The sequence below is a fragment of the Brevundimonas diminuta 3F5N genome (assembly GCF_900163625.1).
GTDB classification, from domain to species: Bacteria; Pseudomonadota; Alphaproteobacteria; order Caulobacterales; family Caulobacteraceae; genus Brevundimonas; species Brevundimonas diminuta_A.
On sequence record NZ_FUIE01000016.1, the window covers coordinates 22119 to 45321 of the forward strand.

Sequence of the window (23203 nt, forward strand, 5' to 3'; positions counted from 1 at the left end):
GTAGTGGGACGTGCGCCCTGGCGCTGTGGCGCGGCCAACGCCGCCGACCGGCTCGGGACCGCTTTAGGGAATCAGGACTGACGATGGGTTTGATGCGTTACTCTACGGGAGCCGCCCTGGCCGCCCTTATGGTCGTGGCCGCCGTGGAGCCTTCCTCGGCGCAGACCGCGTCTGCGCCCGCCGCCCAGGCTGCTCCCCAGGTTCCGGCCGCAGGCGCGCTGAACCCCGCCGCTGAGGAAGCGCCCCAGCGCGTCGCCCCTGCGCCGCAGTTCCGCCTGTCTGACGGCATCATCGCCACGGTCAACGACCGCATCATCACCGGCTTCGACCTGCGCCAGCGAATGCTGGTGCTGATGGCCATGACCCAGGTGCAGCCGACCGAAGAAACCATCGCCGCCATCCAGCAACAGGCGCTGAACGACCTGATCGATCAGCACCTGCAAGCCGCCGAGCTGGCCAAGTTCGAGCAGCTCAAGATCGGCGACGCCGAAGTCGATCAGGAAATCGCCGACATGGCCCGCCAGGCGGGCACGACCCCGGCCAGCTACATCAACTTCCTGGAACAGGGCGGCATCAGCATCCCCGCCTTCCGTGAACAGATGCGTACCGAGATCGGCTGGCGCGAACTGGTCGGCGGCCGGTTCCGCGACCGCGCCCGCGTCGGCAAGAGCCAGGTCGATCAGACCATGCGCCAGATGACCGAATCGGCGACCAAGCCTCAATATCTGATCGGCGAAATCTACCTGGAGGCCGCCCGCGTCGGCGGCATGCAGGAAGCCGTGAACGGCGCGCGGCAACTGGTTCAGCAGATGATCCAGGGCGCCCCCTTCATGGCCGTGGCGCGCCAGTTCTCGGCCGCCCCTTCGGCCGCCCGCGGCGGCGACGCAGGCTGGGTGGTTCAGGGCACGGTCCAGCCTGCGCTGCAAACGGTCATGGACACGCTGGAAGCCGGCCAATTGTCGAACCCCATCCCGGTCGATGGCGGCGTCTACATCCTCTACATGCGCGACAAGCGTTCGGGCGCATCGACCAGCATGGTCAAGATGAAGCAGGTCATGGTCGAGCTGCCCGAGACCGCCGACGAAGCCCAGGTCGCCGCCGCGACTCAGCGCCTCGAGGCTCTGCGCGGCCAGCTGACGTGCGACAACATTCTAACCCGCGCGCGTTCGGAACCGGGCCTGCTGGGCGCCGATCTGGGCGAGAGCGACGTCGCGGACCTGTTGCCGCAGTTCCAACAGGTCGCCCGCTCGGCCGAAATCGGCTCGGTCAGCACGGCGGTCCGCACCCCGCTGGGCGTCCACCTGCTGGCCGTCTGTGATCGGCGCCTGGGCGGCCCTGACGCCCCCTCGGCGCAACAGGTCGAAGCCCGCCTGCAGAACCAGAACTACGCCATGCTGGGCCGCCGCTACCTGCGCGACCTGCGGGCCGACGCCCTGATCGAAATCAAGCAATGACGATGATCCGGCCGCTCATCGTTACGATGGGCGACCCCGCCGGGGTGGGGCCGGAAATCATCGCGCGCGCCTGGTCGGTGCTGGGCTCCGCGCCCGGCCCGCTGGCGCCGGTCGTGCCCTTCGTCGTCGTCGGCGACGCCGATGTTCTGAAGGCGCAGGGCCAGCCGGTCGAGGCTGTCATCAGCCCGGCTGACGCCGCCGGCGTCTTCAGCCGCGCCATCCCCGTCCTGCATCATCCAGCCCCCGCATCCGTGACGGCGGGTCAGCCTGAGCCCGCCAACGCCGTCGCCGTGGCCGACTGGATCGAACGCGGCGTCGACCTGGTGCTGTCAGGCGAAGGCTGCGGGCTAGTGACGGCCCCCATCGCCAAGGCGCCTATGTACGCCTCCGGCTTCCGCTTTCCGGGCCACACCGAGTTCATCGCCGAACTGACCGCCGACGTTCCGTTCAGCGGCACGCGCGGCCCGGTGATGATGCTGACGGCGCAGAACCTGCGCGCCTGCCTCGTCACCATCCATGTGCCGATCGACCAGCTGCCCGAACTGGTGACGGGCGAGCGCGTCGCCCGCGTCGCCCGCGTCGTCCACGAATCGATGAAGCGCGATTTCGGCATCGCCGCCCCGCGCCTGGCCATGGCCGCGCTGAACCCTCACGCGGGCGAAGGCGGCGCCATCGGCCTGCAGGAGGCGACGGTTCTGCGTCCCGCCGCCGAAGCCCTGCGCGCCGAGGGGCTGAACATCACCGATCCCCTGCCCGCCGACACCCTGTTCCATGAGGAAGCGCGGGCGCGCTACGACGCCGTGGTCTGCCTCTATCACGATCAGGCGCTGATCCCGGTAAAGACTCTGGACTTCTGGGGCGGGGTCAACGCCACCCTCGGCCTGCCCATCGTCCGCACCTCGCCCGACCACGGCACCGGCTTCGACATCGCGGGCAAGGGCGTCGCCCGCGCCGACAGCTTCATCGCCGCCGTCCGCCTGGCTTCTGAGATGGCGTCCGCGCGCGCCAACCGATAGCCTTCTCCCCTCGGGGGAGAAGGTGGGCGCCTTAGGCGCTCGGATGAGGGGGCGGCCAGCCATGTGGCAGACGCCAGACAGGACGAAGCGCGCCCGTCGACAGCGCCGGGCCCTCACCCACGCCGAAGAAATATTTTGGCGGATCGTCCGCGACCGCCGCTTCGATAATCTCAAGTTTCGCCGACAGACGCCTGTCTGCGGCGTGATCTGCGACTTCGCCTGCACGGAAATTCGACTCGTCGTAGAACTGGACGGCGGCGTCCATAAGCTTCATGAGGCACGGGATGCTGAACGTGACGCCAGACTGGAGCAGGCGGAATTCATGGTGCTGAGATCGGGCAATGAGGCCTTCCTGTCCGACCCCAACGTCCTGCTGGGTGCGATCCGCCTTCGTGCGTCGCAGATGCGGACGCAGCCCCCTCATCCGTCTCGCTCCGCGAGCTGCGTTCTCCCCCGAGGGGAGAAGGGCGAATGACCTTGCCCTCCCTGCGTGAAACGCTCGACGCCCACGGCCTGTCGGCCAAGAAGAGCTTCGGCCAGCACTTCCTGCTGGACCTGAACGTCACGCGGAAGATCGTTCGCTACGCCGGGCCGTTCGACGGCCGCGCCGTTATCGAGGTCGGCCCCGGCCCCGGCGGCCTGACCCGCGCCCTGCTGGAGAGCGATGCAGGCAAGGTGGTGCTGGTTGAAAAAGATCCGCGCTTCATCCCCTTGCTGTCCGAACTGGACGACGGCTCGGGCCGTCTGACCATCGTCGAGGCCGACGCCCTGAAGGTGAAAGAGGCCGAACTGGTCGAGGGGCCGGCGCATCTGGTCTCCAACCTGCCCTACAACGTCGGCACGCCGCTGCTGATCAAATGGCTGACGGGCCCGTGGACGCCGTGCGCTCTGACCCTGATGTTCCAGAAGGAAGTCGCCGAGCGCGTGGTGGCCCAGCCGGGCGAGGACGCCTATGGCCGCTTGGCCGTCATCACCCAGGCCGTGGCCGAGGCGCGCATCGTCATGCACCTGCCCGCCGCCGCCTTCACCCCGCCGCCCAAGGTGGCCTCGGCCGTGGTGCATCTGATACCGTTGAGCGAGCGCCCCGCCCCCGACCGTCTGAAGCGGCTGGAACGGGTCACGGCGGCCGCCTTTGGCCAGCGTCGCAAGATGCTGCGCTCCAGCCTGAAACAACTCGGCGGCGCCGCCCTGTGCGAAGCCGCTGGAATCGAACCCGACGCCCGCGCCGAGACCATCGACGTGGCGGGCTTCCTCAGATTGGCCGATGCTTTGACATGACAGTAGAAATCGAACCCTTCCGCGCCATCGCCATCAGCCGCATCGCCCATGCGATGAAGGCCGAAGGTCAATCGGTCATCCACATGGAGTTCGGCCAGCCGTCGACCGGAGCCCCCGCCCCCGCCATCGCAGAGGCGCACCGCATCCTGGACGCCGAAGCGGGCGGCTACTGGGAAAGCCCCCTGCTGCGCGCCCGCGTGGCCAAGCTGTACAAGGACCGCTACGGCGTCGTCATCGACCCCGAGCGCGTCATCATGACCGCCGGCGCCTCGCCCGCCCTGGTGGTGGCGCTGAACATGCGCTTTGCTCCCGGCGACCGGGTGGCCATCGCCCGTCCCGGCTATGTCGCCTATCGCAACACGATGAAAGCCCTGCACATCGTCCCGCAGGAGATCGACTGCGGCCCCGACGTGCGCTTCCAGCTGACCGCCAAGGCCCTGCGCGATCTGGACCCGGCGCCGCAGGGCGTCATCATCGCGAGCCCCGCCAACCCGACCGGCACCGTCATCGCCGAGGACGAGCTGAAGGCCATCGTCGAGGTCTGCCGCGAGCGCAACATCAGCATCATCTCGGACGAGATCTATCACGGCATCACCTACGGCCACGACACGCCCTGCATGCTGCAGTTCGACGACAAGGCCATGATCGTGAACAGCTTCTCCAAATACTGGAGCATGGCGGGCTGGCGCCTGGGCTGGCTGATCCTGCCGGAAGAAGAGGTCCAGCAAGCCCGCGCGCGCATGGGCAACATGTTCCTGACGCCGCCGACGCTCAGCCAGTTCGCAGGTCTGGCCGCCATGGACTGCGAAGAGGAGCTGGAAGCCAACATCGACGTCTATCGCGCCAATCGCGAGCTGATGCTGGAAGCCCTGCCCGCCATGGGCCTGCGCTCGATCGCTCCGCCGGACGGCGCCTTCTACATCTATGCTGATATCGGCCACCTGACCAACGACAGCATGGCCTTCTGCGAAACCCTGGTGCGTGAGACGGGCGTGGCGACGGCGCCGGGCGTGGACTTCGACCCGGTCAACGGCAACCGCTTCATCCGCTTCAGCTTCGCCGTCTCGACGCCCGAGATCGAGGACGCCCTGGCGCGCATGAAGCCCTTCTTCGCCGCCCGCACGGAAGCCGCGCAGGAACAGCAGACAGCCTAGGAGCGTTCGACAAGCCCCGGAACCTTCGGAGCTTTCATGTCAAAATCGCGCCTCGCCGTCTCGGCCCTGCCCTTCGTCCTGGCCGCCCTCACGGCCTGCGGATCCCCGGCCGAGACGCCGAAGCCCGAACAGCCGACGGCCGCAGAAGCCGTCGCCTCGCCCCTGACCCGCGAGGCGGTCGAGACCGCTGTGTTCGAGACCGTCGTCGCCCCCGTCGAGGGTCAGCCCGCGCGGCCTGACGCAGCGACGGCGCGCGCCCAAATCCTGTTGGACCGCGCCAACTTCTCGCCCGGCGTGATCGACGGCTTGGGCGGCGACAACACCCGCCAGGCCGTCGCCGCCTTCGAAAAGGCCGCCGGCTTGCCTCAGGACGGCGTGCTGGACGCCGAGGTCTTCCGCCGCCTGACCGCCGGCGATAACGGCCGCGTTCTGACCGACTACACGATCACCGCCGCCGATCTGGCGGGCCCTTTCATCGGCCAGGTTCCGGCCAATCTGACCGACATGGCCAGGCTCCAGACCGTCGGCTACGCCACGCCGCTGGAGATGCTGGCCGAGAAGTTCCACATGACCGAGGGCCTGTTGCAGGCGCTCAACCCCGGCGTCGACTTCGGCAAGGCGGGCCAGACCATCGTCGTCGCCGCCGTGGCCCAGACCGAGCTGGCGGGCGACGTGGCCCACATCGTCGTGGACAAGGCGGAGCGGTCGGTGCGGGTCTATGACGGGGCGGACAGGCTGCTGGCCTTCTATCCGGCCACGATCGGCAGTTCGGCGCGCCCGGCGCCCTCGGGCGATCTGACCGTCGTCGGCGTCGCGCCAGAGCCGAACTATACCTACGATCCGGACCGGGTCAGCTATGACCGGGGCGACCGCAAGGTCATCGTGCCGCCGGGACCGAACAATCCGGTCGGCTCGGTGTGGATCGACCTGTCGCGCGACACCTACGGCATCCACGGCACGCCGGATCCGTCCAAGGTCGGCAAGACCTTTTCCAGCGGCTGTGTCCGCCTGACCAACTGGGACGCCGAACAACTGGCCTCCAAGGTCAAGCCGGGCGTGCGCGTGACCTTCCGTTAGTCGGCGTAAAGATCGGCCGCCGTTCGTCCCGGCACATCCAGTTGCGTCAACGGCAGCGGCGGCGGGTCCAGCGTCACGCCCAGCGCCTGATAGGTCGCCGCACTGGAGAAGCCGTAGGGCTCGGCGTCCGCATTGCTGAAGGCGTAGTAGACGGCGCTGACCCGCGTCATCACCGCCGCCACCAGACACATGGGGCACGGATGGCCGCTGGCGTAGAGCACCGCGCCCGACAGATCGACGCCGCCCAGCGCCGGCCCCGCCTGACGCAGGGCCTCCATCTCAGCGTGTGAACTGGGATCGTTCGTCGCCAGCATCCGGTTGACGCCGCTGGCGATCAGGGCGCCGTCCTTGACCAGAACCGCGCCGAACGGCCGACCGCCCGCCCTGACGTTGTCCAGCGCCAGATCAACGGCCTGGACCAGCCAGCGGCGGTGCTCGGCGTCGCTCATGGTCTTCAGACCACTTCCTTCATCAGCGCGCTCTTGTAGGCCTCAACCCACAGGTTGCGGTGACGGCGGCTGCGCTCGGCGTGATAGATGTGAGCCAGTTCGGCGTAAGAGCGGTCGAAGTCCTCATTGACCAGAACGTAGTCGAACTCGTCGCAGTGCTCGATCTCGCCCTTGGCGTTGGCGACGCGACGCTCGATCACATCTTCGGCGTCCTGCGAGCGCGTCACCAGGCGGCGACGCAGTTCCTCCAGGCTCGGCGGCATGACGAAGACACGCACGGCGTCGCCGGGGCATTTCTCGGCCACGTCGCGGGCGCCCTGCCAGTCGATGTCGAACAGAACGTCGCGCCCCTCGGCCAGGGCGCGGTCGACGGGCGCGCGCGGCGAGCCGTAGCGATTGCCGTGCACGTCGGCCCATTCCAGGAAGGCGTCGGCGTCGATCAGACGCTGGAACTCCTCATGGGTGACGAAGTGATAGTCGCGGCCATCCACCTCGCCCGGACGGATGCCGCGGGTGGTCATGGAGACCGACAGCTCCAACCCCTTGTGGTCGGCCATCAGGCGGCGGCACAGCGAGGTCTTTCCGGCCCCCGACGGACTGGCCACGATCAGCAGGACGCCACGGCGGGGGGTGCGGTTATTCGACATTCTGAACTTGTTCTCGAAGCTGCTCGATGACGGCCTTCAACTCCAGGCCGATTCCGGTGAGCGCGGTCGTAGCGGATTTCGAACAGAGGGTGTTCGCCTCGCGCATGAATTCCTGCATCAGGAAGTCGAGTTTTCGACCGGCGGGGGGTTGCTGCAACAGTGCGCGGGCCGAGGCGACATGGGCCGTCAGCCGGTCCAGCTCCTCGCGCACATCGGCCTTGGTGGCCAGCGCAGCAGCCTCAAGGAAGACGCGCTCGTCCAGGCCCGGCGCATCGGGCGCCAGTTCGCTGATCCGTCGCGTGAAGCGTTCGCGGATGGCCTCGACCTGAGTCGACGCCTCAAGCTCGGCGCGTGCGACCAGGGCCTCGATGGTCCCGACGAAGTCGTGGATCACCGGCGTCAGCTGTTCGCCTTCGTGCTGACGCGACTCCTTCAGCGCATCCAGCGCCTGTTCGACCGTGGCGGCCATGGCGGCCTCAAGGGCGGCGCGGCCTTCCGCGTCCTCGTCTTCATCAGCGACCTCGATGACGCCGCGCAGGGCCAGCAGGCCGTCGGCCGAGGGCGGGGTCGCCCCCTCCTCCGCCAACTGGTTCGCCAGCCGCAGATAGGTCGCCAGCACCACCTCATTGACGCGCGGCGCGGGCTCAGTCCCCTCGGCGCGCTTGGCCTGAAGACCCAGCGTCACCTGCCCCCGGTTCAGCCGCGCCTGAGCCGCCGCCTTGGCCAGTCGCTCCAGATTGTCGAAGCCGTGCGGGCCGCGATAGCGCGTCTCCAGCGAGCGGCCGTTGACCGAGCGCGCCTCGACCGTCCAGGTCCAGCCGTCCAGCGCCCCGTCCGCCCGGCCGAAGCCGGTCATGCCCGAGATCGAGTTGCTCATCGTCCGGCCTCCGTCGGCACCCGAATGACCTTGGCGCCCGGCGGGATGGCGATGGCCGGGCCGGCCGCTTCATCCGTCATCGGCGCGGGCGAAGTCTCCGGCGCGGTTTCGCCCGCCGCCAGACCGGCCTTGCGGCGCTCGATCTCACGCCAACGCGCCACGTTCAGCAGATGCTCCTGATAGGTGCGGGCGAAGACATGGCCGCCCGTGCCGTCGGCGACGAAGAAGACGTATTCCGAGCGCGGCGGGTTCAGCACGGCCTTCAGCGCCTCTTCACCCGGATTGGCGATCGGCGTCGGCGGCAGGCCGTCGATCAGATAGGTGTTCCACGGCGTCGGATTGCGCAGCTCAGACAACAGGATGCCGCGTCCCAGCGGCCGCCCCTTGGTCACGCCGTAGACGATGGTCGGGTCGCTCTCCAGCCGCATCCCCAGCCGCAGGCGATTGGTGAAGACGGCCGCCACCTCGGGCCGTTCGGAGGCGATGCCCGTCTCCTTCTCGACGATCGAAGCCAGGATGACCGCCTCTTCCGGCGTCGTGACCACCGTAGCGGGCGAGCGGGCGGCCCACAGCGTCTCCAGCTTGGTCTTGGCGGCGCGCTGCATCCGGGCGACGACGGCGGCGCGGGTCTCGCCACGCGTGACCTCATAGGTTTCGGGCCACAGGCTGCCCTCGGGCGGAACCTCGACCTCGCCGGTCAGGACCGGCTGCTTCATCAGGATGTCGACCGCCTGGGCGCTGGACCAGCCCTCAGGCAGGGTCACGTAGTGGCGCACCGCCTTGCCGTCGACCAGCAGGCCCACCACCGTCGCCAGAGAGGCGCCCGACGGCACCTCATACTCGCCCGCGCGGATCTTGCGGTCGGCGCCGGTCAGGCTGATCGCTGCGCGGAACAGGTCGGTGGAGCGGATCACCCCCGCCGATTTCAGATTGGCCGCAATGGCCGGAACGCCCGCGCCGGACGGCAGGGTGACGACCGTCGCCTCGCCTTCCGCCGCCTTCGGCCCCGGTCCCCAGTAGATGGCCCAGAACGCGACCAGAGCCGCGACCAGGAACAGTCCCAGCGTCCCGGCGGCGGTGATCAGACCGACGCCGAGACCGGAACGCCCCGCCCCGCCCCCGCCGCCCTTTTTCGGAACGCGCGACTTGGGAATGCGAACCTTGGGGGTGCGGGGGGGCGGAGCCTTGGCCAAATCAGTCGACCTTCTTGAAGATCACGGCCGCATTGGTGCCGCCGAAACCGAAGCTGTTGGACATGGCGACATCAATCTTCTTGGCCTTGCCCTTGTGCGGAACCAGGTCGATCGGCGTCTCCATCTCCGGGTCGTCCAGATTGATGGTCGGCGGCGCCATCTGGTCGCGGATGGCCAGCACCGAGAAGATGCTCTCGATCGCCCCGGCGGCGCCCAGCAGGTGGCCCGTCATCGACTTGGTGGACGACACGGCGAGATCCTTGGCGTGATCGCCGACCAGACGCTCAACCGCCTTCAGCTCGATCCAGTCGGCCATGGTCGAGGTGCCGTGGGTGTTGACGTAGTCGAGGTCGGAGGGCTGCATCCCGGCGCGCTTCAGCGCCGCCTTCATGGCCCTCAGACCGCCGTCGCCGTCTTCCGACGGGGCGGTGATGTGATAGGCGTCGCCGCTCATGCCGTAGCCGACGACCTCGGCGTAGATCTTGGCGCCGCGCGCCTTGGCGTGTTCGTATTCTTCCAGAACCATGACGCCCGCGCCCTCGCCCATGACGAAGCCCGCATGGCCGCGATCATAGGGACGCGAGGCCTTCTCCGGCGTGTCGTTATAGGCGGTGCAAAGGGCCTTGCAGGCCAGGAAACCCGCGATGCCGATCGGCACGACCGAGCTTTCAGCGCCGCCCGCCACCATGACGTCGGCGTCGCCCAGGGCGATCATCCGGGCCGCGTCGCCGATGGCGTGGGCGCCCGTGGCGCAGGCCGTGACGACCGAGTGGTTCGGGCCCTTCAGGCCGTGGCGGATCGAAATCTGGCCGGACGCCAGGTTGATCAGGGCCGAGGGGATGAAGAAGGGGCTGACCCGGCGCGGCCCTTGTTCCTTCAGGATGATGGCCGTGTCGGCGATGGGGCCCAGGCCGCCGATGCCCGAACCGACCATGACGCCGGTCGCTTCCTTGTCGTCTTCCGATTCCGGCTTCCAGTTCGCGTCGGCCAGCGCCTCGTCCGCCGCTGCGATGGCGTACAGGATGAAGTCGTCGACACGCTTGCGGTCCTTGGCCGACATCACCTGATCGGGGTCGAAGACGCCCGGCTGACCGACTTCGCCGCCGCCGCGTCCGTCGACGCTGGGGACTTCGCCCGCGATGGTGCAGCCGTAGCCTTCGGTGTCGAAAGCGGTGATGGGACGGATGCCCGAACGACCGTCCAGAATGCCTTTCCAGACGTGCTCGACGCCCGAGCCCAGCGGAGTGACCAGGCCCAGGCCCGTGATGACGACGCGGCGCATGGTTCGCGCTCCTTCTTGGTCAGAATCGTAGCCAGAAACACTAATGGCCGCCGGACGGTCCCGCTAGGGGTCCGTCACGGCGGCCATCAGCTGGTAAGTGCGACGAATCGCAGCCGGATCAGGCGGCCAGCTTCTCGTCGATGAACTTCACCGCGTCGCCGACGGTCTGGATGTGCTCGGCGGCGTCATCCGGGATTTCGACGTCGAATTCTTCTTCGAAGGCCATGACCAGTTCGACGTTGTCGAGCGAGTCGGCGCCCAGGTCGTCGATGAAGGAAGCCTTCTCGGTGACCTTGTCCGGATCGGCGTCCAGGTGGTCGATCACGATCTTGCGGACGCGTTCGAGGGTGTCGGACATGAGTGTCTCTCTGCCTGTTTGAAATCGCCGTGAAGGCGGGTCTTGGGTTGTTTCGCCGTGTCACGGCTGCCTGTCGGGCGCAAGCCTCAATGAGACTCACCCCCGAAAGACGTTCGTGCCCTTTAGCACAGGGTGACGGCGTGGAAATAGTCTGTTGCGCGTCGTGATGACGCCGCGCAACGGGTTCAGATCATCGCCATGCCGCCGTTGACGTGCAGGGTCTGGCCGGTGACGTAGGCCGCTTCATCCGACGACAGATAGACGGCGGCCGAGGCGATTTCGTCGCCTGCGCCCAGGCGTCCGGCCGGAATCTTCGACAGAATGGCGTCGCGCTGCTGGTCGTTCAGCACGTCGGTCATCGGCGAGGCGATGAAGCCCGGCGCGATGCAGTTGACCGTGATCCCGCGCGAACCGACTTCCTGGGCCAGCGACTTGGAGAAGCCGATCATCCCGGCCTTGGAGGCGGAATAGTTGGTCTGACCGGGGTTGCCCGTGACGCCGACCACCGAGGTGATGCCGATGATGCGGCCCGAACGGCGCTTCATCATCCCCTTCACCGCTGCGCGGGTCAGGCGGAAATAGGACTCCAGGTTGATCTGGATGACCGACTGGAAGTCCTCGTCCTTCATCCGCATCAGCAGGCCGTCCTTGGTGATGCCCGCGTTGGCGACCAGGATGTCCAGCGGAGCGCCCGCCGTCGTCTCGGCCGCGTTGACCAGATTGTCGACCGATTCCGGGTCCGACAGGTTCGCCGTGGCGAAGTGAGCGCGCTCGCCCAGTTCTTTGGCCAGATCGGCCAGCACGGCTTCACGCGTGCCGGACAGGACGACGGTCGCCCCTTGCGCGTACAGGGCGCGAGCGATGGCCCCGCCGATGCCGCCGGTGGCGCCGGTCACGAGGGCGGTCTTGCCGGTAAGGTTGAACATGGTTTCTTCCTATCTGTTCAGAGCGACTTGGCGAAGGCTTCCAGCTCTTCGGCCGTGTTCAGCGCCAGAGCCTCGGCATCGGGGGCGATGCGCTTGGCCATGCCGGTCAGCACCTTGCCCGAGCCGACCTCGACGAAGCGGGTCACGCCGCCTTCAGACGCCATCCACTCCATGCTCTCGCGCCAGCGCACGCGGCCCGTCACCTGCTCGACCAGCAGGCGGCGGATGACCTCAGCGTCGGTTTCCGGGCGAGCGGTGACGTTGGCGACCACCGAAACGGCGGGCGCGACAATCTTCGCATCGGCCAGAGCGGCCGCCATCTCGTCGGCGGCGGGCTGCATCAGCGGGCAGTGGAAGGGCGCCGAGACGTTCAGCGGAATGGCGCGCGCGCCCAGTTCCTTGGCCTTTTCGATGGCCAGATCCACGGCAGCCTTGTCGCCCGAGATGACGACGTTGCCCTTGTTGTTGTCGTTGGCGACGACGCAGACGCCCGCCGCCGAACCGGCCTTGGCCGCTTCTTCAGCCAGCGCCAGGTCGGTCTTGGGGCCGATCAGCGAAGCCATCGCGCCCTTGCCCACCGGCACGGCGCGCTGCATGGCCTGACCGCGCAGCTTCAGCAGGCGCGCGGTGTCCGACAGGCTGATCGCGCCCGCCGCGGCCAGAGCCGAATATTCGCCCAGGGAGTGACCGGCGACGAAGGCGGCGCGCGCCACGTCGACGCCGAACTCGACCTTCAGCACCCGCGCCGTGGCGACCGACACGGCCATCAGGGCCGGCTGGGCGTTCTCGGTCAGGGTCAGCTGATCTTCCGGCCCTTCGCGCATCAGCTCGAACAGCTTCTGGTTCAGGGCGTCGTCCACCTCGGCAAAGACCTCGCGCGCGCTGGCGAAGGCGTCCGACAGGGCGACGCCCATGCCCACCGACTGGCTGCCCTGACCGGGAAAGAGAAGCGCGAGGCTCATCCGGGATCGTCCGTCATCCGTTGAATCAAGCCGCGAGGGGTAGGCGAATCCCTCCCCTACGGCAAGAAGGACGCCGCCGCTTTACCCCCGCTCATCCCGACGGACGCCGGGACCCAGTGCTTTGACTGCAAGGTGCTGAGGCCGACAAGACATGGCTCAGGCCGGCTCTCTCACTGGATCCAGGTGCAAGCCCTGCGGCGCTAGACCCGCTGTCTCGATCAACTGCTCGCGGCCGGCATGGGACGGAACTGCATCACCACCTTGCCTCGTCCGCTGAGGTCGAAGCCGCCATTGTCGCCCACAGGCGCTTCATCCATGCAGACCTCGCGCGGGCGCGCCGTATCATTCAGGCAGAACTGCCCGTCGGCGCGACGCCAGGTTCCTTCACGCGCCACCGGACCGCCGGGTTCCGACATGGTGAAGGAGCCGTCGGCCTTCAGATCGACGTCGACTGCCGTCCCGTCCATCATCGTGACCTTGTAGGCTCCGCTAGGAGAGCGACCTTGATCGTTCTGACTTTTGGCCGGGTTGCCGCAAGCGGCCAGAGCGACGAAGGCGGCCATGCAGGCCAGGGTGGTGATACGCATAAATCCCCCTTGAGCGTTAAGGCGACGAGCGTCGCCGTTGATCAAGCCAATGCCGCTGTTCGCGTCGAAGTTCCCCTCAGTCCTTGATCTCCGCCGTGCAGGGGCGGTCGTCCGGCCCGGCCGCGCCGTCGCAACGGCGCAGGGCCAGCAGGGTGTCCTCGGTCTCGATCAGCCGCTTCGTCCCATCGACCTGCCGCACCAGCGTGAAGGCGTCATACAGCCCGCCCGTCGCCGTGAAAGCGCGGAACGACAGGCGGTCGGCCTCGACGTCGATCAGCTGATACAGTTCGGTGTTCTCAGCCGCACGCACCGGCTGCGTGTCCGCCCGGTCGTTCAGCCCGTACATCTTGGAGCCGGTGACGGAGACGACATAGACCGGCCCCTGCGGACGGCCCGCCGCGCTGTCGGCGCGCGAGGCCTCGGCCCCGGCGGGGTTGGAGACGCGGCCATAACAATGGTCATGCCCCTGCAGCACCAGATCGATGTTGCGGGCGTCGAAGATCGGCTTCCAGGCGGCCTTCAGTTCCTCGGTATCCTCGGGCCGGGCGCAGGTGTAGATCGGCTGGTGGAACAGGGCGACGTTCCAGCGCGCCGGGCTTTCGGCCAGCACACGATCCAGCCAGCGCGTCTGGCTTTCCCCGGCGCCCAGATCGATGGCCGCCGTGCCGTCCAGCACGATGAAGCGCACGCCCTGATAGTCGACATAGTAGCTGGTCGCCTTCGCCCCCTCGGCGCCGTTGTCCGGCAGGGCGAACTGCAGCGGCCAATGCGGGCCGAGAACACGCGATTCCTCGCCGTTTGGCAGCACATGGTCGACGTATTCATGGTTGCCGCTGGCGGGCAGTTGCGGCGTCATGGCGAAGGCGCGGCCGCCGGCCTCGGTCCATTCGCCCCATTCGTCGTCGTGAACCTTGACCTCGCGTTGGGCCACCAAATCGCCTGCGTGGACGACCAGAGCCGCCGGTCCCGCCTCTTTGAAGGCCGAGCGGATCACGCGCGAGCCGATCTCCAGAATGTCGTTCTGCGTGTCGCCTAGGTAGATGAAGCGGAACGGCGCGAACTCGGCCTTCGCCGTGCGGAACGGCAGCCACTCGCTCCAGCCGTCGGCCGCGCGCACGCGATAGACATAGCGCGTGTCCGGCTTAAGCCCGTCAAAGCGCGCCTGATGATAGAGGGCGCGGCCGTTCTCGTTCTCGATCGGCGCCGTGGTCCCGGCCACGGTGCGGGCGGCGAAGCCCAGCAGAGGGCCGTCGATCTCCTCGGCGATCTGGGCCGCGGCGGCGGTCTGGCGCGTGTCGGTGCGCCAGGCCACGGCGGCGCCGCGCGCGGCGTCGGCGGCGGGGCTCAACACGATGCGGTCGGCCCAGCCCTTGGCCGCCCAGCGGCCGTTCGGCGCGTGCAGCGGCGGCGGCAGCGGATCGGGGTCCGGCGGCGCGACGACCTGAGCCATCGAGGGCGCGGCGGCCAGCAGGGCGGCGGCGGCCAAGGCGGCGGCCTGAGCAGCGACGGACAGATTCATGATGATGTTTCCCCGAACCTCACTTGGTCGAGGGCGAGGCCTAACGGCCCAATGCGACGGTTCGCCGGGGCTTTTGTGAAACTCCTGCGAGGAATAGGCCGCCTACGATGGGATCAGGCCCAGCAGCTCCTTGCCCGCCAGCACGGCGAACAGCAGGGCCGCCGCTCCCAGCAACAGGTTGGAAATCCAGCCGCTGCGCCATTCCTGCGGGGTCCGCGAGCTGTTCAGCAGCCACAACAACGTCCCGGCCAGGAAGGGCATGAACAGGCTGCCCAGCACCCCATATGCGACAATCAGCCCGAACGGCCGATCCATGAACAGCAGCAGCATCGGCGGGAAGGTCAGCCACAGGGCGTAGACGCGGAACGCCCGGCTCTTGTCGCCGCGCGCCTTCGGATCGTCCGAGCGGCCGCGCACATGGGCGGTGAAGTCCGCGAACATCAGGCTGACGCCCTGCCACACGCCCAGCAGGCTGGAGAAGCTGGTGGCCCAGAAGCCGACCAGGAACAGGATGGAGATCGGCCGCCCGAACCGCTCGCGCAGCACCTGGTCCAGATCCAGCAGGCCCCGGTCACCGCCCTGCAAGGCGATGCCCGCGCTATAGAGCAGCTCGGCCCCCACGATCAGCATGGCGACGACGAAGACGCCGGTGACGAGATAGGCCACCCGGTTGTCCAGCCGCATGACCGCCATCCAGCCCGGCCCCTTCCAGCCCTTGGCGTTCAGCCAATAGCCATAGGCCGCCATGGTGATGGTGCCCCCCACCCCGCCGATCAGTCCCAGGGTATAGAAGGCCGACCCTTCCGGCAGGCTCGGCCACAGGCCGGTCAGCAATTCCGGCAGATTGGGCGTGACGATCACGGCCAGGCCCACGACAGTGACGAACATCACCCCGACGCAGGCCGTCATCACCTTCTCGAACAGGCCGTAGCCGCCGAACCAGACAAAGATCAGGCCCGCAACGCCGCTCAGCATCCCCCAGGCTTTCAGGTCCAGCACGGGGAACAGCGCCGCCAACGGCAGAGCCGTCGAGGTCATGGCCGCCGCCCCGTAGACGAAGCCCCACACCACCACATAGACGCCGAAGTATAGCCCGGCCCAGTTCAACCGCCCCTCCAGCCAGCCGCCGCCCAGACGCGACCGCCCCAGGCTGGACCAGCCCTCGAACATCGTCCGCTCGCTGGACAGGGTCCACCGGCCCACGGCCTCGGCCAGGGCGATCTTCAGCACGGTTCCGATGACGGCGGCCCACAGCAGGGCGTAGCCGAAGCGCGATCCGGCGATCAGGGTGGCCACCAGGTCGCCCGCGCCTACCCCGGTCGCGGCCACCACGATTCCCGGCCCGATCAACGACCAGCGGTTCCTCGGCGTCGGCGTTTGCGTCATCCTGAAGGCTCCGGTTACGTGAGCCGCACCGTGCCGCGCTTCGCCGCCGCTGCCAATCGCCGGCGCAAAGGCCGCCGCGCCTTGCCCTGACGGGGTTTTTCCCGTATAGGCGCGCCCTTTCCAGGGCTTCGGTCCTGCTGCGGAACGTCAAAGGGTCGGGAAACTCCCGTCCGCCGTGTCAGGAGCCATCGTGGACGAACTACCCGGTTCGCCTGCGCCGATGTCCGCCAAGGGAGAATACCGCATGGCTCTTTATGAGCACACGGTCATGACGCGCCAGGATATCTCGGCGCAACAGGCCGAAGCGCTGAACGACACCATCAAGGCTCTGATCGAAGAAGGCGGCGGCTCCGTCGCCAAGATCGAGTACTGGGGTCTGCGCAACCTGACCTACCGGGTCAAGAAGAACCGCAAGGCTCACTATTCGCTGATGGCCGTTGATTGCCCGCCGGCCGCCATGGCCGAAGTCGAGCGTCAGCTGTCGATCAACGAAGACGTGCTGCGCTGGCTGACCATCCGCGTCGAGGAACTCGACCTGGAGCTGTCGCCCCTGCTGGCTCGCCGCGAACGCGAACGTGACCGCAGCGGCCCGCGCACCGACGACGCCGCGGCTTCGGAATAAGGAACCGGATCATGACCGATACGACTGCCCCCATCCCGGGCGCTCCGGCCGGCTCCGGCCCGGCCCGTCGCCCCTTCTATCGTCGCCGCAAGGTCTGCCCGTTCTCGGGCGCCAACGCGCCGAAGATCGACTACAAGGACGTGAAGCTGCTGCAGCGTTACGTCTCCGAACGCGGCAAGATCGTGCCCTCGCGCATCACCGCCGTTTCCGCCAAGAAGCAACGCGAACTGGCCAAGGCCATCAAGCGCGCCCGCTACCTGGCCCTCCTGCCGTACGTGGTGAAGTAAGATGAAGGTCGTTCTGCTGGAACGCGTCGAGAACCTCGGCGCCATCGGCGACGTCGTCACCGTCAAGGACGGCTTCGCCCGTAACTTCCTCCTGCCGCGCGACAAGGCGCGTCGGGCCACGGAAGCCAACCTGAAGGCCTTCGAAATCGAGCGCGTCGCCATTGAGGCCCGCAACGAGAAGAACAAGGCTGAGTCGCAGAAGATCGCCGACAAGATCGACGGTCAGAGCTACATCATGATCCGTCAGGCTGGTGAAACCGGCCAGCTGTACGGCTCGGTCGCCGGTCGCGACGTTGCTGAGGCCGTTCGCGCCGAAGGCGGCAAGATCGAGCGTTCGCAGGTCGTGCTGAACACGGCGATCAAGACGCTGGGCGTCCACGAAGTGCTGGTTCGCCTGCACCCCGAGGTCTCGGCCACCGTCAAGATCAACATCGCTCGTTCGGCCGACGAAGCCGAGCGTCAAGCGAAGGGCGAGGACGTGATCCGCGCTCAGTTCGATGACGAGCGTAACGCCGCCGACCAGGCCGCTCAGGAGCTGCTGGAAGGCGGCGCCGGCCAACAGGAAGGCTTCGGCGACGAAGCCTGATCCTGTCGCTTCGGCGAGATGATCGAGGGGCGCTTCCGCAAGGAATCGCCCCTTTTTCTTGCCTGCCCAACATCCGCTCAATCTTTAGTTTTTCTCACAACCTCCTCACATAATCTCGATAGGCGTCGCCGCTTTCGCACCGCAATATCGCCATGGCTCGTCGCCCTTGACGGGCAGGAGATGACGATGCGCCCCGGCCTTTACGCTCAACTGCATCGCCCGGTGATCCGACCGGCGCGATGTCCGTGCCAGCGACCCTGAAACCACCTTCCCCGACCGGTCCGCCGCCGGTCCGTGGTTTCCATCCGCTACCAGACTTCCGTTTCCAGACGCAGCCGGCGTTCGCCCTCCCGCGACGGCGAACCCTGACGCGCGTCCAATCAGAAAAGACGACCTCTCGAGATGACCTCCCGATTCCCCCGCCGCCCCGCCCTTCTGGCCGCCGTATCCGGCGCCGCCCTGCTGATCGCCGGCGCCGTCTCGGCCCAAACCGTTCCTGACGACGCCACCTCAGTCGACGACATCGTGGTGACGGGCACCCGCGCTCCGGCCCGCTCGCGCCTGGACACCCTGGCCCCTGTCGACGTGGTGACGGCCGAAACCCTCCAGAACCGCGGCACGACCGAATTCGCCGCCGCCCTGGCCCAGACGGTGCCGTCACTGACCTTCCAGCGGCCCTCGGCCAACGACGGCACGGACTCGATCCGTCCCGCCACCCTGCGCGGCCTGTCGCCGGACCAGACCCTGGTGCTGGTCAACGGCACGCGCCGTCACGCCTCGGCCCTGGTCAACGTCAACGGCACGGTCGGGCGCGGCTCGGCCGCCGTCGATCTGAACGCCATCCCCAGCGGCGCCCTGGACCGGGTCGAGGTGCTGCGTGACGGCGCTTCGGCGCAATACGGCTCGGACGCCATCGCCGGGGTGGTCAACCTGCGCCTCAAGGAAGCCCGCGAGGGCGGCGGCGCCAGCGTCACCTACGGCCAGTACTTCACCAATGTGGAGACCGCGCGCGGCAAGCGGGACGAGCAGGACGGCCGCGCCGTCACCGTCTCGGCCTGGCAGGGCTTCGGCCTGGGCTCGGACGGCTTCCTGACCCTGTCGGCGGAATATTCCGACCGCGACCCGACCAACCGTTCGGACTACGACCCGCGTCCCGCCGCCAACGGCGCGATCACCGCCCGCTTCGGCGATCCCAAGGTCGAGCAGTGGAGCGTCTTCGCCAGTGCCGGCAAGCCGCTGAACGCCGACTGGGAGGCCTACGGCTGGGCTGGCTATCAGGAGCGCGACAGTTCTTCCGCCGCCTTCCCGCGCCTGTCGAACAACCCCAACAATGTGACGTCCATCTATCCCAACGGCTTCCTGCCCAAGATCGCCATCAACTCCCAGGACGTTTCGGCAGCCGGCGGCGTGCGCGGGACGTTGGCCGGATGGGACGCGGACTTCAGCCTGGTCTACGGCCGCAACGCCCTGGAATTCCGCACCGAGGATTCGCTGAACGCCACCTACGGCGCAAACTCCCTGACCAGCTTCGATTCCGGCGGCCTGACCTATGACCAACTGGTCTTCGGCGCCGACTTCACCCGCCAGTTCGAGATCGGCCTGGACGGCGGTCCGCTGAACTTCGCCTGGGGCCTGGAGGCCCGCAAGGAGAACTACAAGATCGACGCCGGTCAGCCGGAATCATGGAACCGCGGCCCGCTGGGATCTAACACGGCCCTGGCCGGCGGCGCCCAGGGCTTCCCTGGCTTCCAGCCTTCGAACGCGGTCGATGAGGACCGCGACGCCGTCGCCCTCTACGCCGACGTCGAAATCCCGCTGACCGAGAAGCTGACGGTCGAAGGCGCGCTGCGCGTCGAGGACTATTCCGACTTCGGCGACGCTCAGACGGGCAAGTTCGCCGCCCGCTACGACTTCACCCCGAACTTCGCCCTGCGCGGCTCGGTGTCCACCGGCTTCCGCGCCCCGTCGCTGCAGCAGAGCTTCTTCACCTCGACCTCCTCGGTCGTGCAGAACGGCGGCTTCGTCGAAACCGGCACCTTCCCCGCCACCAGCGAGGTCGCCTCGGTGCTGGGCGCCCGCCCGCTGAAGGCGGAGACCTCGACCAATTACACGCTCGGCGCCGTGATCCGTCTGGGGAATTTCGACCTGACGATCGACGCCTATCGCATCGAGATCGAGAACCAGATCGTCCTGTCGGAACTGATCAACCGCAGCTTCTCGCCCCAGGTCGCCGGCCTGCTGGACCCGCTGGGCGTCCAGGCTGCGCGCTTCTTCCTCAACGGAGTGTCGACCGAGACCGAAGGCGTCGACATCGTCGGCCGCTACCGCCTGCGGACCGAGACGGCGGGCGACTGGGACTTCACCGTCGCCGCCAACGTCAACGACGTCAGCGTGACCAAGATCCCGACCTCCTCCTCGGTGCTGAACCCGGTCCCGACCCTGTTCGCGCGCCAACGCATCCTGACCATCGAGGAGGGCACGCCGGACACCAAGGTCGCCGCCTCGGCCGACTGGAGCCAGGGCCGCTGGGGCGCGACGGCGCGGGCGACCTACTACGCCAGCGTGCTGCAACCCGGCTCGACGTCCGCCAACGACTATTCGACCGGCGACAAGACCACCATCGACCTGGAAGGCCGCTTCCAGATCACCGACCGGGTCGGCCTGGCGATCGGCGTGGACAACGTCTTCGACGAATACCCGGACTTCGTGCCCGCCAACCTGAACAACAACGGCGTGCTGGGCTTCCCCTACTACTCGCCGTTCGGGTTCAACGGCCGCTACGGCTACGCCCGGTTGAACGTGAAGTGGTGATCGGTTTGGAGCGCGCGCACCGGGGCTTCCTCCCTGTCCTTTGAGCGCGCCTCCCTCGTCAGACGCGGCGGCCCGCGGGGAGTCGCCGCGTCTGACGAAAACTTAATGCGCGACACCGTTCGTCGGTCATGGTTCGGTCGCGAACCGTGCGCTAGGCTTCACCGTCTCAAGGGAGGGATAGCCCATGAAAACCGCCACGTTCGCCGCCGTCGCCGCTCTGGCGCTGTCCGCCCTGCCCGGCGCAGCCGCCGCCATGACGGTGCAGGAGTTCCTGACCTCCGCCAACCGTATCCCTCGCAACCCCACAGCGCTGCTGCGCTCGGACACGCGGCGACTGATGAATGAGATAAGCGGAGCATTCAAAGCGGTGCGCGACGATCAGGCCGCCGCCAAGACCGCAGGACGGCGTTCCGCCACCTGCATTCCCGATGGCAAGATCAACCTGTCGGCAGAGCAGATCCTGAATCGCTTCAACGCCATCCCGGCCCAGCGGCGCAACATCAGCGTCAATCAGGCCGTCCGCGAATGGATGGCTGAGGACTACCCCTGCCCCGCCTGATCAAAGCCTGATCAGGCGCCGATAACTTGCGAAGCGGCGCAGGCGAGCGCATCTAGCCCCCATGTCGCGTTCCGTTCACATCCTATTCGCCGCGTCGTTAGGCGCCCTGACGCTGCTCGCCTCCGCGCCTCTGGCCCTGGCCCAGTCGTCCGACATGACCGTTCAGCAGTTTCTGACGATCGGCAAAGACATCCCGCGCAACCGCGCCGTGGCCATGATGCGCCCGGACACCCGCCGCCTGATCCGCGTCGTCACCGGCGCCGTCAGCACGGTCAAGGCCGAGCAGGCCTCGGCCGTCTCGGCGGGCCGCACGCCCGCGCACTGCATCCCCGCCTCAGGCACCGGCATCACGCCCGAGGCCCTGGTCGCGCGCTTCGAGACCATGCCGGAGTCGCGTCGCCGCATCACCGTGACCCAGGCCGTGCGCGACTGGATGGCCGAGCGCTACCCCTGCCGCGCCTGACGACCTCCTACTGATCCGACAGCGGTTTTCCGGCCCGTCCACAGGCGTCGGCGACTGTCCACGACCACGACCCCGCCCGCGTCTGACGTAGGGCGCGCCTATGCGTATTGATGATGTCGATGAACGCCTTCGCCCCGATGCCCTATGATTCCGCCAACGACGCCGTGCAGGTGTCGTCCATGCCCCACAACCTGGAGGCGGAGCAGGCCCTTCTGGGCTCGCTGATGTTCGACAACGCCGTGTTCGAGCGCCTGTCGGACCGTCTGCGCGGCAGCCATTTCTACGAGCCTTTCCACCAGCGCCTGTTCGACGCCATCGAGGACCACATCCGTCAGGGCCTGCTGGCCGAGCCGACCATCCTGATGGAGCGGTTCAAGCAGGACCCGGCGTTCCAGGAGTTCGGCGGCCTGCGCTATCTCGCAGACTTGGTGGATCGGGCGCCGCCCGCGGCCAACGCCCCCGACTATGCGCGCGTCGTCTATGACCTGGCCCTGCGCCGCGACCTGATCCGCATCGGCGGCGAGATCATCAAGGAGGCGCCCAATCCCGAGACGCCCGCCGACGAACAGATCGAACAGGCCGAGCAGACGCTCTATTCGCTGGCCGAGACGGGCAAGCCGTCGTCGGGCTTCGTCAGCTTCTCCCACGCCCTGTCCGGCGCGGTCGAGATGGCGGGCGAGGCCTATCAGCGCGAGGGCAAGCTGGCCGGTCTGGCCACCCGTCTGGACGATCTGGACCAGAAGCTGGGCGGCCTGCACCCCTCTGACCTTCTGATCCTCGCGGGCCGTCCGTCGATGGGTAAGACGGCGCTGGCCACCAACATCGCCTTCAACGTCGCGCGCAACTATCGCTGGGAGCCGACGCCGGAAGGCGGGCGCAAAACCGTCGACGGCGGCGTCGTCGCCTTCTACTCGTTGGAAATGAGCGCCGAACAGCTGGCCATGCGTATCCTGGCCGACGCGTCGGGCGTGTCTTCGGACAAGCTGCGTAAGGGCGAGATCGACGCCTCGGACTTCGGCAAGATCCGCGACGCGGCCATCGAGATCGGCGAAAGCCCCCTCTACATCGACGCCACCGGCGGCCTGTCCATCTCCAAGCTGGCGGCGCGCGCGCGACGCCTGAAGCGGATGGAGAACGGCCTGGACCTGATCGTGGTCGACTACCTCCAGCTAGTGACGACCGGCGACAACAGCCAGAAGAACCGGGTGCAGGAAGTGTCCGAAATCACCGGCGGCCTGAAGGCCCTGGCCAAGGAGCTGAACGTCCCCATCATCGCCCTGTCGCAGCTGTCGCGTCAGGTCGAGCAGCGCGAGGACAAGCGGCCCCAGTTGTCCGACCTGCGTGAATCCGGCTCGATCGAGCAGGACGCCGACTGCGTCATGTTCGTCTATCGCGAAAGCTACTACCTGGGCCGGGCCGAGCCGCGCGAAGGCACCGAAGAACACCTGAAGTGGCAGGAAGACATGGACCGCCTGCAGCATCAGGCCGAAGTGGTCATCGGCAAGCAGCGTCACGGCCCCATCGGCATCGTCAAGCTGGCGTTCGATTCCAACACCACCCGCTTCGGCAATCTGGCGAACGACGGCCGCTACGGCAGCGCCTATGCGGATATTCCAGAGTAGGCGCTCCTTCTCTGCCGTCATCGTCGGGCTTGACCCGACGATCCAGCCGCGCCGACGCCTGCCGCATCCCCGCGCTGCGCTTGCTGGA

24 protein-coding genes are annotated in these 23203 nt (G+C 67.7%); 13 read left to right on the forward strand and 11 right to left on the reverse strand.

The annotated features are described in order from the left end of the window. Positions 1 to 92: 92 nt before the first annotated feature. The 6 genes from FM111_RS02740 (at position 93) to FM111_RS02765 (ending at position 5979) form a co-directional block, all read left to right on the forward strand. Complete coding sequence (locus FM111_RS02740; protein WP_256968060.1) at positions 93 to 1454, forward strand: peptidylprolyl isomerase; 1362 nt, start codon at positions 93 to 95, stop codon at positions 1452 to 1454. Beyond that, positions 1451 to 2470: a 4-hydroxythreonine-4-phosphate dehydrogenase PdxA gene (pdxA, locus tag FM111_RS02745; RefSeq protein WP_087139206.1), complete on the forward strand. Its 1020-nt coding sequence runs from the start codon at positions 1451 to 1453 to the stop codon at positions 2468 to 2470. The genes FM111_RS02740 and pdxA overlap by 4 nt, the downstream gene beginning before the upstream one ends. A gap of 61 nt (positions 2471 to 2531) precedes the next feature. Next, positions 2532 to 2945 carry an endonuclease domain-containing protein gene (locus FM111_RS02750; protein WP_087139207.1) on the forward strand — a complete coding sequence of 138 codons (414 nt, stop codon included), beginning with the start codon at positions 2532 to 2534 and terminating at the stop codon, positions 2943 to 2945. Beyond that, positions 2942 to 3748, forward strand: coding sequence for a 16S rRNA (adenine(1518)-N(6)/adenine(1519)-N(6))-dimethyltransferase RsmA (gene rsmA, locus FM111_RS02755; RefSeq protein WP_087139208.1), 807 nt, complete (start codon positions 2942 to 2944; stop codon positions 3746 to 3748). Before FM111_RS02750 ends, rsmA begins: the two co-directional genes overlap by 4 nt. Next, the gene (locus FM111_RS02760) at positions 3745 to 4902 is read left to right on the forward strand and encodes a pyridoxal phosphate-dependent aminotransferase (RefSeq protein WP_087139209.1); all 1158 of its coding nucleotides are present in this window, start codon (positions 3745 to 3747) and stop codon (positions 4900 to 4902) included. Before rsmA ends, FM111_RS02760 begins: the two co-directional genes overlap by 4 nt. A 36-nt stretch (positions 4903 to 4938) precedes the next feature. Further along, the gene (locus tag FM111_RS02765) at positions 4939 to 5979 is read left to right on the forward strand and encodes a L,D-transpeptidase family protein (protein ID WP_087139210.1); all 1041 of its coding nucleotides are present in this window, start codon (positions 4939 to 4941) and stop codon (positions 5977 to 5979) included. Here FM111_RS02765 and FM111_RS02770 read toward each other — a convergent pair. The 11 genes from FM111_RS02770 to FM111_RS02820 all read right to left on the reverse strand — a co-directional run bounded on the left by FM111_RS02770 (position 5976) and on the right by FM111_RS02820 (position 16165). Then, complete coding sequence (locus FM111_RS02770) at positions 5976 to 6428, reverse strand: nucleoside deaminase (protein ID WP_087139211.1); 453 nt, start codon at positions 6426 to 6428, stop codon at positions 5976 to 5978. The genes FM111_RS02765 and FM111_RS02770 overlap by 4 nt on opposite strands. A 5-nt stretch (positions 6429 to 6433) precedes the next feature. After that, positions 6434 to 7075 carry a guanylate kinase gene (gmk, locus tag FM111_RS02775; protein WP_087139212.1) on the reverse strand — a complete coding sequence of 214 codons (642 nt, stop codon included), beginning with the start codon at positions 7073 to 7075 and terminating at the stop codon, positions 6434 to 6436. Then, the gene (locus tag FM111_RS02780; protein WP_087139213.1) at positions 7065 to 7952 is read right to left on the reverse strand and encodes a YicC/YloC family endoribonuclease; all 888 of its coding nucleotides are present in this window, start codon (positions 7950 to 7952) and stop codon (positions 7065 to 7067) included. The genes gmk and FM111_RS02780 overlap by 11 nt, the downstream gene beginning before the upstream one ends. After that, entirely contained in the window at positions 7949 to 9145 is a 1197-nt protein-coding gene (gene mltG, locus FM111_RS02785) for an endolytic transglycosylase MltG (protein ID WP_087139214.1), read from the reverse strand. Before mltG ends, FM111_RS02780 begins: the two co-directional genes overlap by 4 nt. A gap of 1 nt (position 9146) precedes the next feature. Continuing rightward, positions 9147 to 10427, reverse strand: a complete 1281-nt coding sequence (gene fabF, locus FM111_RS02790; RefSeq protein WP_087139215.1) for a beta-ketoacyl-ACP synthase II — start codon at positions 10425 to 10427, stop codon at positions 9147 to 9149. A 118-nt stretch (positions 10428 to 10545) separates the two neighbouring features. Then, positions 10546 to 10785, reverse strand: a complete 240-nt coding sequence (locus tag FM111_RS02795; RefSeq protein ID WP_003165440.1) for an acyl carrier protein — start codon at positions 10783 to 10785, stop codon at positions 10546 to 10548. Positions 10786 to 10970: 185 nt separating this feature from the next. After that, positions 10971 to 11711: a 3-oxoacyl-[acyl-carrier-protein] reductase gene (gene fabG / locus FM111_RS02800; protein ID WP_087139216.1), complete on the reverse strand. Its 741-nt coding sequence runs from the start codon at positions 11709 to 11711 to the stop codon at positions 10971 to 10973. Positions 11712 to 11728: 17 nt separating this feature from the next. Then, complete coding sequence (gene fabD / locus FM111_RS02805) at positions 11729 to 12673, reverse strand: ACP S-malonyltransferase (protein ID WP_087139217.1); 945 nt, start codon at positions 12671 to 12673, stop codon at positions 11729 to 11731. Between the two features lie 218 nt (positions 12674 to 12891). Further along, positions 12892 to 13260, reverse strand: a complete 369-nt coding sequence (locus FM111_RS02810; protein WP_087139218.1) for a hypothetical protein — start codon at positions 13258 to 13260, stop codon at positions 12892 to 12894. A 76-nt stretch (positions 13261 to 13336) separates the two neighbouring features. Beyond that, complete coding sequence (locus tag FM111_RS02815; protein ID WP_179205002.1) at positions 13337 to 14779, reverse strand: purple acid phosphatase family protein; 1443 nt, start codon at positions 14777 to 14779, stop codon at positions 13337 to 13339. 102 nt (positions 14780 to 14881) lie between these two features. Next, entirely contained in the window at positions 14882 to 16165 is a 1284-nt protein-coding gene (locus FM111_RS02820) for an Nramp family divalent metal transporter (RefSeq protein ID WP_179205003.1), read from the reverse strand. A gap of 244 nt (positions 16166 to 16409) precedes the next feature. Between FM111_RS02820 and rpsF the strand changes: the two genes are divergently transcribed. The 7 genes from rpsF to FM111_RS02855 all read left to right on the forward strand — a co-directional run bounded on the left by rpsF (position 16410) and on the right by FM111_RS02855 (position 23115). Next, complete coding sequence (gene rpsF / locus FM111_RS02825; RefSeq protein ID WP_087139219.1) at positions 16410 to 16787, forward strand: 30S ribosomal protein S6; 378 nt, start codon at positions 16410 to 16412, stop codon at positions 16785 to 16787. Positions 16788 to 16798: 11 nt separating this feature from the next. Beyond that, entirely contained in the window at positions 16799 to 17074 is a 276-nt protein-coding gene (rpsR, locus tag FM111_RS02830; protein ID WP_003167100.1) for a 30S ribosomal protein S18, read from the forward strand. 1 nt (position 17075) lies between these two features. Beyond that, positions 17076 to 17660, forward strand: a complete 585-nt coding sequence (rplI, locus tag FM111_RS02835) for a 50S ribosomal protein L9 (protein WP_087139220.1) — start codon at positions 17076 to 17078, stop codon at positions 17658 to 17660. A 402-nt stretch (positions 17661 to 18062) separates the two neighbouring features. Continuing rightward, entirely contained in the window at positions 18063 to 20471 is a 2409-nt protein-coding gene (locus tag FM111_RS02840; RefSeq protein ID WP_087139221.1) for a TonB-dependent receptor plug domain-containing protein, read from the forward strand. Positions 20472 to 20655: 184 nt separating this feature from the next. Further along, a complete protein-coding gene (locus tag FM111_RS02845; protein WP_087139222.1) occupies positions 20656 to 21030 on the forward strand; it encodes a hypothetical protein in 375 nt (124 codons plus the stop codon). A 61-nt stretch (positions 21031 to 21091) separates the two neighbouring features. Beyond that, the gene (locus FM111_RS02850; protein ID WP_087139223.1) at positions 21092 to 21493 is read left to right on the forward strand and encodes a hypothetical protein; all 402 of its coding nucleotides are present in this window, start codon (positions 21092 to 21094) and stop codon (positions 21491 to 21493) included. 119 nt (positions 21494 to 21612) lie between these two features. Next, entirely contained in the window at positions 21613 to 23115 is a 1503-nt protein-coding gene (locus tag FM111_RS02855; RefSeq protein WP_087139224.1) for a replicative DNA helicase, read from the forward strand. Positions 23116 to 23203 lie beyond the last annotated feature (88 nt).